The sequence below is a fragment of the Acidaminobacter sp. genome, assembly GCF_030247605.1.
GTDB lineage: Bacteria > Bacillota > Clostridia > Peptostreptococcales > Acidaminobacteraceae > Acidaminobacter.
Map to the genome: position 1 here is coordinate 15894 of NZ_JAOTSB010000036.1, position 15637 is coordinate 31530.

Sequence of the window (15637 nt, forward strand, 5' to 3'; positions counted from 1 at the left end):
TGAGAGCAGCGAAGGTTCGCTTACTTCTAGGAGGTCGTGACATCATGACAATGGAATTGTCGCATTATATTGGAGCAGCCATAGTACTGGTTATTATGACTTTGGGTGGGCTCTATTCGGGACGTCAGATTAATTCGAGCAGCGATTTTACCAGCGGCGGGAGACGTGCGGGCTCCGGGATTGTGGCGGGGACGATCATCGGGACGCTGGTGGGTGGGGCATCGACTATTGGAACAGCGCAGCTTGCTTTTACAGAGGGGTTTTCAGCTTGGTGGTTCACACTGGGGAATGGCTTTGGATGCCTGATTTTAGGTCTGTTTTTCGCAAAACCCTTGTATCAAAGCGGACATGTGACGCTGCCTCAGATGATCTCCGCGGAATATGGCAGAACTGCAGCTATGTTGTCTGCGGTGTTGACGAGTCTGGGCAGTTTTTTAAGCATCATCTCACAATTTCTGTCCGGAATTGCCTTGATCACAGCGTTGAGCAGTCTTGGGCCGGTCAGCGCCACTATTCTGGTGCTGCTCCTCATGATGGCCTACGTCATTTTTGGCGGCGTTTGGGGGACGGGCATAGTTGGGGTGCTTAAAGCCCTGCTGATGTATCTTGGGGTTGGACTTTGCGGCGTGCTTGCAGTGAAGCTGCAGGGCGGCGTGTCGGCGTTTCGTCTGGCACTTCCGGAAGCCGTTTACTTCGATCTGTTTTCCCGTGGACTCATTGTCAATATGGGGTCTGTGGTGTCCGTTGTGGTCGGGGTTGTCACCGGTCAGGTGTATATTCAGGCGATCATTGCTGCGAAGACTTTAAAGACTTCCAGACAAGGGGCGTGGATCAGCATGTTGCTGATTCCGCTGATTGGGCTTGCGGGGATTTATGTAGGGATGTTTATGAGAATCCAGGCGCCCGGTATGGATCCGGTCTATGCGCTGCCTGTCTTCGTTATGAGCTATCTGCCGCCGGTGTTGGCCGGTGCTGTTTTGGCGACGCTGCTGGTGACGCTGGTGGGCAGCGGCGCCGGGATGGCGCTTGGGATCAGCGCTATGGTGGGCCAGGATCTGTTTAAGGTTTATGTCGCGCCGAACGCCAGCGACAGGAAAATGTTGTTTGTGACGCGGCTGGTGATTTTTGTAGTGCTGGTGTTGTCGGGTGTGATGACCATCGGCAATCTGGGCTCTGGGATTCTTGGGTGGAGTTTTATCTCCATGGGGCTCAGAGGGGCTGTGGCGTTCGCGCCTCTGGCCATGGCGCTGTTTTTGCCCGGGAAAGTGGCAAAAGGCTATGCTTATGTGGCCATGGCGGCTGGACCGATTCTGGTCTTTGGGGGTCAGTGGCTGCTCCCTTCTTGGTTCAATCCCATTCTGATTGGGGTTGGCGGACCGGTCGCTATAATGCTCACAGGCTGGGCGAGAGGGAGGCAAAATCATAATGAGATATCCTAATATGAAGGACGGCGTTTTTCTCAAGCGGCCGAACCGCTTCATTGCGCACGTTGAAGTCGACGGGAACGAGGAGATCTGTCATGTGAAGAATACTGGCCGGTGCAGGGAACTGCTGACGGAAGGGGCCAGGGTGCTGGTTCAAGAATGCGACCATCCCGGGAGAAAAACCAAGTTTGATTTGATCTCGGTTTGGAAAGGGGAGCGGCTCGTCAACATGGACAGCCAGGCGCCCAATAAGGTTTTCAAGGAGTGGGCGGAGACGAGCGGCTTTTTTCAAGGGCTTCGTCTGATCAAACCGGAACAGAAATATGGGAACTCCCGCTTTGACTTTTACCTTGAGACGGAGACGCGAAAAGTATTTGTCGAGGTCAAAGGTGTGACCCTTGAGGAAGATGGCGTGGTTCGCTTCCCGGATGCCCCAACGCAGCGGGGGGTCAAGCACCTCAATGAGCTGATGGCATGTCTTGAAGACGGGTATGAGGCGCTGGTGGTTTTCATAGTGCAGATGAAAGGGGTTCGGTATTTCGAACCGAATGATACCATGCATCCCGAGTTTGGGGAGGCGCTCAGAAGACTTTCGCAGCGGGGCGGAGAGGTGATCGCGGTGGACTGCACGGTCACGGAGTCGACGCTGGAGGCTGAAGAGCGGGTTGAAGTTATACTGGGGCCTGGGCTATAAACAGCGTTGGCGAAGCTTGGTGGATGAAATTTGGTGTGAGATGAAACTCGGTGTCTGAGATGAAACTCGGTGTCTGACACCGAGTTTCATCTTGAAAGGTGACCATCGGCATAAAAAACGGGAAATGGAGCCGTAAGAAGGCGTCCATTTCCCGTTATGTTTTTTTGACTCTCACTTTAATAACAGCACTAATAAACTGTGCCTCGCTTAAGATTTTCGTAAAACTCGACTTTTGAGGCATTGTAGTACGGAATGACGTAGAGGAAGCCCAACCCAAAGGTCGCTATGCCGAGGAGAAACCAGCCAATGAAGCTGAGGGCAAAGCTGAAAAACTCCATCTTGTGTCCTTCCATCATCATCTTGGAAGCGGTAATGGACTCGAGAGTGGTCATGTCAGGGTTCTCTGTCATGATCAGATAAGCCATGGTGTAGCGGATGGCGGCTATAATGCCGGGGACGATCAGGAGTAGTGACCAAAGGGCAATAAAAAGGGTAGTCAGCAGATTCAGCAGAAAAGTGTCGCCAAAGCGCTTAAAGCCCACAAAGAGGTCCTTGATGTCTGCGGTTTGCTCTCTGAGTCGTCTGAAAAACACCATGAGTCCGTAGGTCAGAGGGCCGGTCAGAATAAAGCTGAGCAGATTGAAGAAAGCAGATGAGGGACTGACCATGCTTTCACCGTTTGACAGGGTGACGACGCGGTCCTGGTTTGTGAATAGCTGTGTCAGTACAAGGAAAATGAGGACTGTGATGATGACGACAGGCCAGTTTCCGCTGAGGTGTTCTTTGGCTTTGAGTTTCATTTCATCGTATGACATGTGATGGGCCTCCTCCTATGGGATGGATTACGGCATAATTATAGCGCAAATTTTTGGTGCTGAGTGGAATTTAAGGGAAAGTTAACAATTGTCGTTTGCAGGGGCGCGTTACTCCACGTAGACTTCAACAATATCCCCGTTGTCAGACTCCACTTCAACAATCTTGCCTTCAGCGCCATTCTTGATCAGCTCGAGAATTTCTGACAGGTCAATGTCCTTGATGGAATCTTCAATGTTCTTGTCAAAGTGTTTTCCAATCTTAAGCCCTGTTTCGACCAGCGCAATTGGGACGTTGACATTAACTTTGGTCTTGATGCCGTTTTCTGTGCTCAGAACCTTGACTCTGAGCCATTTGGCGTTGCTTGTGCCGATGGTTTTTGCAGCCGTCTGCATCTGCGGCTGGGCAATGTCATCCACTGCCTTCAGAAGCTGAGCGCCTTCATTCGCCGTAATTATGCCGTCTTCAATCATCTTCAGGATTTTGAGTTTTTCTTCGTTCATGGTCAGTTCCTCCTTCATTATACGATTACAGGATTATACAGTTTCACCGTTCAGAAGTTTAAGCGCTTCTTCAGAGGTGATTTCGCCTTTGCTGAGCTGTTCCAGGATATCACCTTGGTTGACGGCATTTTTCTTGGCTTCTTCCTTATACCCAAGGGCTTCGATCACTTCATCCAGAAGCCGCCTGACGGTAGGATAGGAGATGCCCATTTCTTTTTCGATCTCTTTGATATTGCCCCGATTTTTAATGAAGATCTCTGCGAAATACTTCTGGTTTTTTTCGAGCTGACAGAACTTACAGAGCTCAAATTCTCCTGAAATTTGCGTGCCGCAGGTTTTGCAGGATAACTGAGTGACGCGCAGTTTGTCCTGGCAGATTGGACATTGGCCTATGACTACTTTTGCCATGGGATCACCTCTTTTTTATTGGTCGAAAAGTTGAATTGGCGCTTCAAAGAACTGAGACGTTTACTTGGTAAAAATTTCGATCTGCATGCCCTGATCATCCGCAACAGAAACCAAGTGAACGGGCGGCAGCTCTTTGAGTGTGTCAAGCATCAGACGGATATCTTCATAGTCGATGGAATCCAAATCAGAGTCCTCGGTGTACCGCATACTCACTTTGAGTATAAATGATGCAAGCTTGCCTGTGAGTCGGAGGGGAAGTGGCGGCAGACTCATTTTGAAATTGGACTCGGGGTCAATAATTTTGATTTTCAGCCATTTTGCGGGCGTCTCAGATTGAGATACAACAGTCAAAGTCGAGTCGGAGGAATTCAGCGAGGCCTTTATTTTCGAGGCAGCATCAGGAACAGATATTTCTTTCCGTTCTACTTGGTCAAGTAATGCCATCACATTCAAGTCGCATCCCCTACCTTTAATTAATAAATTCAATCTCATGATTAATATTATCTATCTGATTATAAAATATATCAATTTCACCTAAAAGTCAATTAACAAATCAATAAAATCAATTAAGAAATTAATAAAATTAATAAACAGTTTAAAACGTCGAGTAATCTTTAATCCAAAAGTTCAATGACTGAGTCGATGATCATAAAACTGGAACCGTTAAGTTCGGAGCAGGTTTCAAAGGGTTAAAGAAAATGCGAAGCATAATGTGCTGAGTGTTGAGAGAAAAAGGTGTCTGACACCTATTTCCGTTTAGCACATGAAAAAGTTATTTCCTAAAACCTCCAAATACAATATTATGGTAGTAAGAAAGCAACTCGGGGAGGCATTACAATGATCAAGGCAGAACTGACCCCTCGGCATGCCGGCATTGCCATTGCCGGTGACTATGAGGATCTGGATCAATTATACGACGCGCTGATCCGAATCCTGGGTGACGAGGACGAGTACCCAGCCTATGCTGCAGCGAGAATCGGGGTTCTGGGACTTTGTTACGACATCAGGCATGCTTATATGGGTGATCGAGATATAAAGGTCATTGACAACAATATGACCCGTGAAAAAATGAAACTCACAGGTAAAGTGGTCCATACCACCAATGTCTATTACGAATTCCAGGTGCTGATGCCTGAAATCCTGTTTATAGTCATGGCGCTTAACGACTTCTGCCTCTTGCGCGCCAGAAAAGAATCCAAGCTGATGCTGGATCCCATGCGCCATAAAAAAATCATTTGGGATCTAGACATAGCGCAGATCAGAATGCTCCAGTCCGCCATTTTTGACTGCCTGGCCAGGGCGCTTGAGCCAAGGGCCGTCACGCGGCTGCTCAATCTAATGATCCAGGATTATCCTTGGATGGACGGCTATTTCACGCAGTATTTGGATGAATTAAATGTTGAAATACTTGAAATGGATCAGGATAAAAGGCTCAAGTTTGTGACGGTTCTGGCTAAGCGTTTAACTGAACTCGACGCGCCGGATTACCTGGGGCTCAGGCATGAAGTCAAAGATTATGCTAAAGCTATGGGGATCGCACCGGATGAGGTCAGACTCAATTTGGATTATCCGGACGTGGAATGGTAAGTTTTTAAAAGGGAGCGCCACACCAAAACAAGCGCAGCTGAGAGTGGTGGCGCATAGACCGAGGAGGGTGGACGCTGACCATCGGCAAAGGGGGAAAGGGAATGGGAGTAGGAATGGGCATGGATAGCGAGCAGGCTGAAGTGACTGCAGAAAAGGAAAAAGGCTTTCTGACAAAGCTGATCGCCGTTTCCGTAGGACATTTTTTCAATGACTTTTACATGAATCTGGTACCACCTATACTCTTTATATTTGTCTCGGCCATGGGTCTAAGTTTGTCACAGCAGGCTTTTATAGCCTTTGTAATTACGAGCAGCGGCTCCTTCGCGCAGCCGTTCATTGGTTATATCGTCGACAAAAGGGGCAAGCCATGGCTGCTGACGCTGTCTTTGGTTTGGATTGCAGCTTGGATGTCGATTTCCGGCATTATCACGAACTATTATCTGCTCGTTCTCATCGTGGGCGTTGGCGCGCTGGCTTCTGCGCTATATCATCCGCTGGGCTCCGCCATGGCGGTGAAGCTAGCGAAAAATTCGCGCGGGCGCAGCCTTTCGGTATTTATGACTATTGGGGGCTTTGCCGCTTCAGTCGCACCTGTCGTCACGATCCCAATTGTGGAGCGCTTTGGCTTGACCGCCTTGGTCTTTTTCGTTATTCCGGGACTGGTGACCGCCCTGTTTATGCACGCCGCACAGATTCACAAAGTGGCGCTGCTCCCTGAGCGTACAGAAAAAGGAAAGCAAAATGAAAAGCTCAACCGAAAATCTGTCCTCTGGCTTTCGTTCCTGGTCTTTATTTCCTCCAGCAGGGTACTGGTCCGGGGCTTTCTGATTACCTTTGGCGTTCAGATCATGATGCTTGGCAAGTGGGACGTCAAGATTGCCGGAGCGGTTCTGTCCGGCTACCTGTTCGCGAACTCTTTTGGGACGATCGTCGGCGGAATCGCGAATGATGCCATAGGCAGCAAGCGCGCCCTGATCCTGTTCAACGGACTCACTGTGTTGTGCATGCTGGCTATTGTTATGACGACCGGTTATACAATGCTCGCAGGCTTTGTCCTGATGGGCATTGCCCTGGGCGGCTCGAACACGGCGAATATTGTCATGGCCCACGAGCTGCTGCCGCGCAACATCAACATGGCGACCGGGCTGATCATGGGTATGTCCGGCGGGCTGGGCGGCCTGCTGATGCTGTTGTTCGGCAAGCTCTCCGACCTTCAGGGGCTGATGGCGGGCAGTCTGTACCTCATGGTCCCGATCTTGCTCACGGTTTTGTCCACCTTGATGCTTCCGGAGAAGAATAACTTGGTGTCCAGCTAACACTAAAATAGGTGATAGTTTTAGAAATTAAAAGACCTAGCCGATGGTCGCTAATTCCCACCACCATCGGCTAGGTCTTTATTCTTTTAACTTCAGGAAAGCGCTGGCGATCTTCGCGGAAAACACGATCCAGGGAATCAGGGACAGAATGGAAAAAATGAGGCCCAGGGTGCCGGCTGTGGAAGGGATCACCATGAGAAGTCCGGCGGCCAGCCCCCAGGAGGCTGTGGCGCGGCTGTAGACGCTGGTTTTCAGCATGACCCAGCTGACGATCAGCAGGGTGAGGGCGTTCAGGACATAGTACGCGTTGAAAGCGGTGCCGGTGTAGATGGCCAGGAGCGTTTCTGCAGCTGAGATGAGGCCTTGCTGCTGAAGAGGCGTGGACGCCGCGGCATAGTGCTGGCTCAGAGTCAGCATCTCAAAGGCGGTATTTGATGGGAAATAAGCCGCCAGGCCAACCAGTCCAAAGGCGGCCGCCAGTGTCATCAGCGCCGGCCGGTGGGTTTTCAGGGACTGGTAAAACGCCAGGTAGATGGGAATCATCAGAACGTTGTTGAGAACATAGAGGAGGTCCAGGCTGAGCAGGCCTTTCAAGGGACTTGCGGCGTAGAGTGCCAGGAAGCCCTCAGCGGTTGTGGGTGGTGGTGAGAGGAAGTAAATGAGAATTTGCACCGGGATGATGAGGATCAGCAGAATCGCAGAAACAAACGAGATGAGGTAGAGCGGGCGCCAGTCGTTTAAGGGCGTCATGGGCGGGCGGCCTCCTTTTTTATGCTTTATATATTAACAATGTTAATAATATGATCAATGTTAATTTACTATATATTTTCGACTTCGTCAAGAAGATTATTGTGAGTGAGGCTGATGCTTTCAACTTTTTTGTGTAAAATAGAAGCATCTAATAAATGAGGTGATTTCAACATGTTGATTTTGAATAAAACAAATCCATCCCCAAAGACGGCACTTCAGCTTCAGACACTGATTCAGACTGCTATGGACACAGCCAAATGCAGGAAGTGCGGCTGCATGAAGGAAACGCTGCTGACAATTCAAGGACAGCTGACGGCGGCCTCAGCATCCGGGAAATCCGAGAGCGCCCATGAAACGACAATGATCCTGCGCGACGTTGACCAGGCCCTTGGTCTCATGGAACCCATAGAGTACACCTGACCGGGCTGCGCTCACTGCTGGTCAGCAGATATAACCAATGCCTTTGATGACGTTTTTTCGGACCTGAGCAGCATCCACGCTATTGAAACTGTGGCCGAGCTGCCGTTAAGCGCCCTAGACGCCGCACTCCCGGCAATTGGAGAATACCACGTGATTTCTCTGAAGCCGCAGTCCAGCGTGGCCCTCGTAACTCTGGCCTCGCCGGCGCTTGCAGAGCGCATGTCTCAGCTAAAACCGGAGGGCCTCAGCATTGCAGGCAAAGCTGAGACGGAGAATATTGGCATTGAAAAGATCATCCAAAATACACTGGCAATGCCCGCCCTCAGGACGCTGATCCTCTGCGGCAATGACTCAGAGGGGCACTTCGCCGGACAGACACTTGAAGCGCTGGTGAAAAACGGTGTGGACCAAAATGGCCGCGTCATAGGCTCCAAAGGCCGAAAGCCGGTACTGACCAATGTGTCCGGGGATGAGGTCGAAGCCTTCAGGTCTCAGGTCCAAATCGTCAATCTGATTGGCTGTCTGGATGAAGCGGTGATCCTGAACGAGATTGCGTCGCGAAAGGGTCAGCGCGAGGAAGTCCTCATGAACACCTCTGCCGGCACCTTTAAAGACATTTTGCCGATGGTCACCAAGCCCCAACCCGCCTCAACTCCAAACATCCTCGTCGCAGCTTATAAAGACCCCAATCAGGTCAAACTCGACAAAGAGGGCTACTTCGTCATTGTGCCCAAAGCTGAAACCGGGCACATCCTCGTGGAACACTACAGCAATCAAAATGAGCTGCTGCACATCATTCAGGGGGAAAACGCCCGAGACTTATACTGGACCATCCTGGAAGGCGGCTGGGTCAGCGAGCTCAGCCACGCGGCCTACCTGGGCAAAGAACTGATGGCGGCGGAATTGTCGCTGAAATATGGGTTTAAGTATTTTCAGGATAAGGCGTAAATCCGTAGAAACAATGAAAACTGATAAATTCTGCCATTAGTGGGTATTTACACTGTTACCGGCGGAAAAACCTGCCCGCCGTCGACTTAATTGGAATACGGACAGATGGGAGGAAGACTTAATGAAGACTAGGAGATTATCTTTGGCATTGATTTTGGCCATGCTGCTGGGGCTGATGGTCCTGGGGACAACCACTTTTGCAGTGGCTAATGACATTGCAGTGCTCACGACGTCAACTGCTGTCAACGGAGATGCTGAAACCTTGGTAATTCCAAATCCCGGCGCAGCTGCCGGCAGGCTGCTGATCGCCCAGATCACCTATGAGAAAGGCCAAGACGCCCTGCCAATTGTCGCGCCAACCGGCTGGAAAGAAATCATCACCACAAACGCCTATGTGGACGGCGGCTATAAGGACATTGGCCAGGCGCTCTATTATAAAGTGGCGGGCGCGAATGAGCCTTCCGGTTATATCTGGACCTTTTCGCAAATGGTAAAAGCACTGGGTGGTATCGCGCAATATGAAGGCGTGGATGGGGATGCCCCAATTTTTGCTTCAGGCGGACAGGGCGGCTATGGGGACTCAACAGGAAAGAATCAGTTGCTCGCACCAACCGTAAGCGGGGTTGAAGGTGGAAAGCTCATAGCCTTCTTTGGCTTTAAGGAAATGGCGTTTCTCGAGTCGCCGGACTATATGCACCAGGTCTATCAGGCCTGGGATCCAGACAATGATTACGCGATCCTGGCCTCGGAGCAGCAGCTGTCTATGGATGCCCTGACGGGGGACCGAATCGCGCGATCCTGGGAAAATGACAGACTCAGCGAGTCTGTGGAGTCCCAGTGGGTGGCGCAGCAGATCGTGCTGAAGCCGGCTGGAGCTTCAGGCGGAACGACTCCGGGGACGATTGGGACGCCAAATTTGAACGCGGGGGAACAGCTCAAGCTTTGGAAGCTCATAGAAGGGGATCCGTATGGAAACCTTAACGAGGGCACATTTTTGAAGCGCTCTGAGATGATGGTCATCTTTGCCCGAATGATGGGCAGGTTTGATGAAGCTTATGCGTACAAGTTTCCTTCTACCTTTTCGGACGGGGTTGGGCACTGGGCCGCTTCCTATGTGGCTTATGCCCAGAATCAAGGCTGGACCTCCGGTATGGGGAACAATCAGTTTGGCTTCGAAGTGCCGCACAGGGCCAGGGAAGCAGCGGTGTTCATGCTGAAAGCCCTGGGCTATAAGGCGGATGTCGACTTTACCTGGAATGATGCTTTTGATAAAGCAAAGGCTCTCGGTCTATTTGATGACGTCAGTACGCCATCCGGTGAGAATATTTTAAGAGGTGATTTGTTTAAAGTCATGGTGCACACCCTCATGACCAACAGCAAAGGTGAAAGTAAGCCGCTGGGTGAGAAACTGAATATCTTTTAATTTAAACTACAGATCACGACCTTCGGAGGACTCTATGGTGACACTTCAAGAACTACAGTGGGCTAAAGAAAAGCTGAGCCCTCATATTATTGAAACACCCGTTGTACGGATGGAAATTTTGGACGCGCTGATGGGCTGCAGGGTTTATCTAAAGCTCGAAAATATCCAGCGCACGAATTCTTTCAAAATCAGGGGCGCTCTGAACAAGATGCTCAGCATGAGGCCGGAGGAACTGAAAAATGGCGTCGTCGCGGCATCCTCCGGGAATCACGGCAAAGGCGTGGCCTTTGTTGCGGAGCTGCTCGGCGTCAAAGCGACCATTGTCGTCCCGGAATCGACACCGAATATCAAAGTGGAGGGCATTCAGTCCTATGGCGCAGAAATTGTCAAATGTCCCTACGAAAAGCGCCATGAGGTGGCCGGGAAGCTGAGCCGCGACCATGGCTATGCTTTGATCCATCCCTATAATGATGAGGCAATTATTGCGGGTCAGGGGACTATAGGTCTGGAACTGATTGAGCAGCTGCCGGAGGTGGACCAGGTGGTCGTGCCAATTGGCGGCGGTGGTCTCATAGGTGGCATTGCAACGGCCGTTAAATTAACGGCGCCTCATGTAAAAGTGATTGGCGTCGAACCCGCCTGCATGCCCCGCTATACCAAGAGCCTCGAGGCGGGCGAACGGGTATTGCTGGAGCCGGCCCATTCCATTGCCGACGCCATCCTGACCCTGCAGCCCGGAGCGGTCAATTTTCCCATTGTTCAAAAATATGTGGATCACGTTGTGACCGTTGCTGAAGAAGAGATTCCGGACGGCAGCACGACGCTTCTGACAGCCGGTAAAATTGCAGCCGAGTTTTCCTCTGCTATTGTGCTCGCGGCGGCACTGCATGGGCGCTTGCCCATCAAGCCTGAGGACCGCGTGTGCTTTGTCATTTCAGGCGGCAACATTGATCCGGCGGACATTATCCGTCAGATGGCCGGCAGTGACTCTGCCGCTGATTGAATGTAAATCAGGAGAGGAGTTTTCAGATGAGTCTGCAGGAACGCCTTAAAGAACTCGGCATCGAGCTGCCCAGCTTCAATCCGCCGGCGGCCAATTACGCGCCGGCTGTCAAAAACGGCGGCCTTCTCTATACGGCCGGTCAGACCCCCAAGAAAGATGGCAAGCTTGTCTTCAAGGGCAAGCTTGGGGCTGAGATCAGTGATCAGGACGGGTACGCCGCTGTGCGGCTGTGTACATTAAATACACTGACCCTCTTAAATTATTATGCCGATGGTCTCGACAACATCATCCAAATCCTCAAAATTACCGTATTCCTGAACTGCACTCCGGATTTCGAGCAGCACGCCAAAATAGCCGATGGCGCCACTGACCTCCTCGTCGCCATCTTTGGTGACACCGGACGTCCAGCCCGATCGACGGTGGGGGTCAACGCCCTGCCCGGAGGCGCGGCCTGCGAGGTTGAGATGGTAGTGGCACTGAGGGATTAGGTGACAATTGGGTGGAAGCTGTTGCCGCGGATGCGGCAAAGGCTTATTGACTTCGATACCGTGGAAGACGGAGTTTGATGATGGAAGAAGGTGTCAGGGGCATGGAGCCTATTGACCCCATCTTCCACGTTTCAGACACCATTTTCCACGTCCCAATCTTTAAGAATTATTTAATAACGTGGAGGCTGTAAAAGGGATATAATGAGTTCAGAATGTTAAGTTAATTTTCAACACTTTGGAATGAGTTAATCCTATTCAAGCGCGAGGAGCGTTTTTGGAGCTCAAAGTCTGAGATGGAGGTCTGGAAATTGGGCAGAAGCGGTGGTTTTGGAGGAGGAGGACGAAGCGGAGGGGGATCCTTTGGCGGAAGCCGCAGCAGCGGCGGGCGCATAGGAGGCTTCTCCGGAGGCAGCAGCCGCGGCGGAGGCGGCGGGATCTTTGGCGGTGGAAGCAGCCGCAGCGGCGGAGGCATGGGCCCTTTTGGCGGGAGCGGCAGCAGTCCTGGCGGGTCTTTTGGCCCGGTCTTTTTTCCAAACGCCATGGGACGTAGAACCAGAAATGACGACTGGCCATCCGGCGGCGGATCTCCAGGCGGCGGTGGTCGCGGTTCCGGAGGCAGTGGCTGCAGCGGGTGTGCCATAGCAATTTTAGTTTTGGTGATTCTATTAATCATTGGTGCCATTGTGTTTTCGGCGCTGTTCAGCGCCCGTGTTGGAGATTCCGGAGATGGCGGCGTTACGACGTCGACGATCGTGCGCGAAGCCTTGCCAAAGGGATCAGTGAACGAGACGGACTATTACAGGGACGAGCTCGACTGGATCGGAAATGAGACGCGGCTGTTGTCGGGGATGAGACACTTCTATCAGGAGACGGGTGTTCAGCCGTTCCTCTTCATTACGGACAACGTCAACGGTGAAAATCAACCGACCATGGATGAGCTGGACAGTTTTGCCCGAGATCTTTATGATCAGCTTTTTACGGATGAAGCCCATTTGCTGCTGGTTTTCTTAGAGTATGACAGCAACTATATGACGCGGTATGTGGCGGGGACGCAGGCAAAGACGGTCATTGATATGGAGGCGGGTGACATCCTGCTGGACTATCTCGATCGGAACTACTTTGACAGCAGCATGACTGATGAGGAGTTCTTCAGCGAGTCCTTCGGCGACGCGGCGGACCGCATCATGACAGTGACAAAGTCCCCGTGGATTCCGGTGTTGTCCATCTTTGGCGTCTTGATGCTGGCAGGCGTTCTCTTCGTCTGGTGGAGATATTCCGTCAACCAGAAGAATCTTGAAGCCAAGCGCATGGAGGAGGTTTTGAAAACGCCTCTGGATCAATTTGGCAACAAGGAGGCTGAAGATTTGGCTAAGAAGTACGAAGAACAGGAACCGGGTCGGAATAACGACAATGACAGTGGCCCTGAGGTTTAGGGGTACCGACCATCGGCAGAAAGCACTCTGTCCTTTGCGGGCAGTGCTATAGGCTATAAGCTCTTAGCGATCTATACGAGGAGGAGTTTAAATGGCAATTTTGGAAAGATTCAGTGACATCATTAAAGCGAACATCAATGTGCTGCTCGATAAGATGGAGGATCCATCAAAGATGATCGATCAATATTTGAACGACATGATGGAGGATCTGGCTGAGGTTAAACGCAGTACTGCAGGTGTTATGGCAGAGGAAGCGCGCACCAAGCGGCTGGTGGATGATAATCAGGCCGAGGTCGCGAAGTACGCTGATTTTGCAAAGAAAGCGCTGGTTGCCGGCAATGAAGGCGACGCACGTACCTTTATCGCTAAAAAGCAGGAGCTGGAGAATGTTGGCGCAGGGTTCATGACGGCTTACGCCGCTGCCCACGAGAATGCCGTTAAAATGCGTCAGATGCATGACAAGCTGGTGTCCGACATTGAAGCACTGAAGGCACGCCGTGAAATGATCAAGGCAAAAGTCACGGTTGCCAAGACTCAAGAGACCCTCAATAAGGTCAACACGGCTACCGAAAAAACCCAGGGTGCCATGGACGCGTTCAATCGTATGGAAGAGAAGGCCAGCAGAATGCTGGATGAAGCCAATGCCATGGCTGAGCTGAATACCGAAGCCGTAGACGAAGCCAAGGCGCTGGAAGAAAAGTATGCTGCCAAAGGCACTGCTTCAGTGGAAGATGAGCTGGAGAAGTTAAAAGGTGAATTAGGCTTATAAGATTAGAACTTGACCGCTCAGGGTGCCTGGGCGGTCTTTTGTTTAATGTTACAATTATATTACCGCACCCCCCCATCTCAGATTGGGGACGCGGACGGTAATATTTAAGGACAAAACGCAAGGGAACCTTCAGGACTTGGCATGCGTCTAACAAGCATTCCAAAGGAGGTCACACAAATGAAAAAATCATTAAATTTGAAGCTTATAACCATGACGGCACTGGTCGCGGTATTGATAGGGGCACTCGGCGGATGTGCCAAGCCTGATGGGCCTGCAGTATCAGGGCCTGCCCCTGAAGTGTCAACGCCGGCACCTGAGGTGTCGACACCGGCACCGGAAGTTACCTTGCCGGCACCATCCGCTAAAATTGCGGATCAGGCTGCGGATGCTGAAGGCGTTTACAATGGCCAGATTGACAACAATTCCATTGAGATCCAGATGAGCCCAACAGATATTGTCGCGTTCAGAACTACAGAGGTGCAGGATCAGCTTGAGGGACTGGAGGATGGCGACCGCGTCAAATTTGGCTATAAGCCAAATGCGGATGGCCAGCTGGTGCTCACGTTCATTGAAAAGCTGGAGTAGATTTTAAGCACGGAAGGTTTGAGAGACAGGCGCTTCATCGGGAATCCCCATGGAGCGCCTGATTTTTCGTGTTATACTTTATGAAAGTGAAACGTGGGTGTACTTGAGGTTGGATTCTAAGTTCAACCTCGCTTAAAGAAACGGAGGGTTCTGAGATGGCAGGAAAGATTATCATTGCCGAGGAAGCGAAAAAGGAAATGATACAGGCAATCAAGACTTATTTCTTGAAAGAACGGGATGAGGACTTGGGCGATCTGGCGGCCTATTTGATTTTTGAGTTTTTTTTGGAGTCGTTGGCGCCCCATGCCTATAACCAGGGAGTCTACGACGCCTATAAATATATCAATGACAAGAGTGAGGATCTGCTCGGGTATTTGAAGTGAGACCAGGAAGAAGGTGTCAGCGGCTGGCGCCTATCGACCCCTTCTTCCTCCCAGAAACCTTTTAACTTGGGTTGTATGAACCTAAGGTATTGGAAGAAATCCGTCTCGAATTACGGTCATATTGTATGTTTGACTATGACATCTGTATGTGATAAAACTAAAGTGTGATAATGATAATCAAAATCATTAGAACGGTGGATTTCAACCGCTTTTGACCTATCACCACTAGTCACTTGTTCCTGACAAGTACCATCCCCCCAATCACCTTTACATAGATTTACAGTCTGATTTGGGGAGGAAACCTTAATGCTAGTGGCTTTGTTTATATTTTTTGTCGTATTATTCTGGTTTATAGGACGCGCAAGTCTTGTCACTGAAAAATGGATCAGAGAAGAGGAAGTTGACCTTTACTGTTCATTGGAATGCAGTGAATGTGACAAACCAGCTCATAAAATTTCCGGGGCAATGACGGCCCCATCACTTCGCAATCCGGCGCAGCTGAATGCCATGTTGACCTTTGGGGAGCTGCATCGACAGGACAGATAGACGATCGGAAAATCGGCAGACAGAAAGTCAGACAGAAGTCATACTGCAAGCCAGTTATACAGGACTGATCCACAGGAAGAAAAAACCTGAGGATCAGTCTTTTGTTCATTTAATTCAAAAATAGATTAAGTATGTATTTAATTA

The 15637-nt window shown here is 50.6% G+C and carries 19 protein-coding genes; 14 read left to right on the plus strand and 5 right to left on the minus strand.

Annotated features, from left to right (window positions below):
• Positions 1 to 44: 44 nt before the first annotated feature.
• Together OEL90_RS13250 and sfsA are read left to right on the plus strand one after the other, a co-directional pair.
• On the plus strand, positions 45 to 1439 hold the full coding sequence (locus tag OEL90_RS13250) for a sodium:solute symporter family protein (protein WP_291402860.1): 1395 nt from the start codon (positions 45 to 47) through the stop codon (positions 1437 to 1439).
• A complete protein-coding gene (gene sfsA, locus OEL90_RS13255) occupies positions 1426 to 2118 on the plus strand; it encodes a DNA/RNA nuclease SfsA (protein WP_291402859.1) in 693 nt (230 codons plus the stop codon). Before OEL90_RS13250 ends, sfsA begins: the two co-directional genes overlap by 14 nt.
• Positions 2119 to 2306: 188 nt before the next feature.
• Here sfsA and OEL90_RS13260 read toward each other — a convergent pair whose 3' ends face one another.
• From OEL90_RS13260 to OEL90_RS13275, 4 genes are all read right to left on the minus strand, one after another.
• A complete protein-coding gene (locus OEL90_RS13260) occupies positions 2307 to 2933 on the minus strand; it encodes a DUF975 family protein (RefSeq protein ID WP_300689320.1) in 627 nt (208 codons plus the stop codon).
• A gap of 108 nt (positions 2934 to 3041) precedes the next feature.
• Positions 3042 to 3434: an SHOCT-like domain-containing protein gene (locus OEL90_RS13265; protein ID WP_291402857.1), complete on the minus strand. Its 393-nt coding sequence runs from the start codon at positions 3432 to 3434 to the stop codon at positions 3042 to 3044.
• Positions 3435 to 3467: 33 nt separating this feature from the next.
• Positions 3468 to 3842: a DUF2089 domain-containing protein gene (locus OEL90_RS13270; protein ID WP_300689323.1), complete on the minus strand. Its 375-nt coding sequence runs from the start codon at positions 3840 to 3842 to the stop codon at positions 3468 to 3470.
• Between the two features lie 60 nt (positions 3843 to 3902).
• Positions 3903 to 4289: a hypothetical protein gene (locus OEL90_RS13275; RefSeq protein ID WP_291402853.1), complete on the minus strand. Its 387-nt coding sequence runs from the start codon at positions 4287 to 4289 to the stop codon at positions 3903 to 3905.
• A 390-nt stretch (positions 4290 to 4679) separates the two neighbouring features.
• Between OEL90_RS13275 and OEL90_RS13280 the strand changes: the two genes are divergently transcribed.
• Together OEL90_RS13280 and OEL90_RS13285 are read left to right on the plus strand one after the other, a co-directional pair.
• Positions 4680 to 5429: a DUF6904 family protein gene (locus OEL90_RS13280; protein WP_300689326.1), complete on the plus strand. Its 750-nt coding sequence runs from the start codon at positions 4680 to 4682 to the stop codon at positions 5427 to 5429.
• A 101-nt stretch (positions 5430 to 5530) separates the two neighbouring features.
• A complete protein-coding gene (locus OEL90_RS13285; RefSeq protein WP_300689329.1) occupies positions 5531 to 6745 on the plus strand; it encodes an MFS transporter in 1215 nt (404 codons plus the stop codon).
• Between the two features lie 78 nt (positions 6746 to 6823).
• Here OEL90_RS13285 and OEL90_RS13290 read toward each other — a convergent pair whose 3' ends face one another.
• On the minus strand, positions 6824 to 7495 hold the full coding sequence (locus OEL90_RS13290; RefSeq protein ID WP_300689332.1) for a DUF4386 family protein: 672 nt from the start codon (positions 7493 to 7495) through the stop codon (positions 6824 to 6826).
• Positions 7496 to 7666: 171 nt separating this feature from the next.
• On the opposite strand from OEL90_RS13290, the gene OEL90_RS13295 reads away from it, so the two are divergent.
• The 10 genes from OEL90_RS13295 (at position 7667) to OEL90_RS13340 (ending at position 15493) form a co-directional block, all read left to right on the plus strand.
• Entirely contained in the window at positions 7667 to 7915 is a 249-nt protein-coding gene (locus OEL90_RS13295) for a hypothetical protein (protein WP_291402845.1), read from the plus strand.
• 150 nt (positions 7916 to 8065) lie between these two features.
• Positions 8066 to 8863, plus strand: coding sequence for a DUF4346 domain-containing protein (locus OEL90_RS13300; RefSeq protein ID WP_291402843.1), 798 nt, complete (start codon positions 8066 to 8068; stop codon positions 8861 to 8863).
• A 121-nt stretch (positions 8864 to 8984) separates the two neighbouring features.
• Positions 8985 to 10286 carry a hypothetical protein gene (locus OEL90_RS13305; protein WP_300689335.1) on the plus strand — a complete coding sequence of 434 codons (1302 nt, stop codon included), beginning with the start codon at positions 8985 to 8987 and terminating at the stop codon, positions 10284 to 10286.
• A gap of 34 nt (positions 10287 to 10320) precedes the next feature.
• Entirely contained in the window at positions 10321 to 11289 is a 969-nt protein-coding gene (locus tag OEL90_RS13310; protein ID WP_300689338.1) for a threonine ammonia-lyase, read from the plus strand.
• Between the two features lie 26 nt (positions 11290 to 11315).
• Entirely contained in the window at positions 11316 to 11777 is a 462-nt protein-coding gene (locus OEL90_RS13315; protein ID WP_300689340.1) for a RidA family protein, read from the plus strand.
• A gap of 308 nt (positions 11778 to 12085) precedes the next feature.
• Entirely contained in the window at positions 12086 to 13210 is a 1125-nt protein-coding gene (locus OEL90_RS13320) for a hypothetical protein (protein ID WP_300689341.1), read from the plus strand.
• 91 nt (positions 13211 to 13301) lie between these two features.
• Complete coding sequence (locus OEL90_RS13325) at positions 13302 to 13979, plus strand: PspA/IM30 family protein (RefSeq protein WP_291402833.1); 678 nt, start codon at positions 13302 to 13304, stop codon at positions 13977 to 13979.
• A 177-nt stretch (positions 13980 to 14156) separates the two neighbouring features.
• The gene (locus tag OEL90_RS13330) at positions 14157 to 14564 is read left to right on the plus strand and encodes a hypothetical protein (protein WP_300689344.1); all 408 of its coding nucleotides are present in this window, start codon (positions 14157 to 14159) and stop codon (positions 14562 to 14564) included.
• A 155-nt stretch (positions 14565 to 14719) separates the two neighbouring features.
• A complete protein-coding gene (locus OEL90_RS13335; protein WP_291402830.1) occupies positions 14720 to 14947 on the plus strand; it encodes a DUF2164 domain-containing protein in 228 nt (75 codons plus the stop codon).
• A gap of 306 nt (positions 14948 to 15253) precedes the next feature.
• Positions 15254 to 15493: a hypothetical protein gene (locus tag OEL90_RS13340; protein WP_291402828.1), complete on the plus strand. Its 240-nt coding sequence runs from the start codon at positions 15254 to 15256 to the stop codon at positions 15491 to 15493.
• Positions 15494 to 15637: the final 144 nt, after the last annotated feature.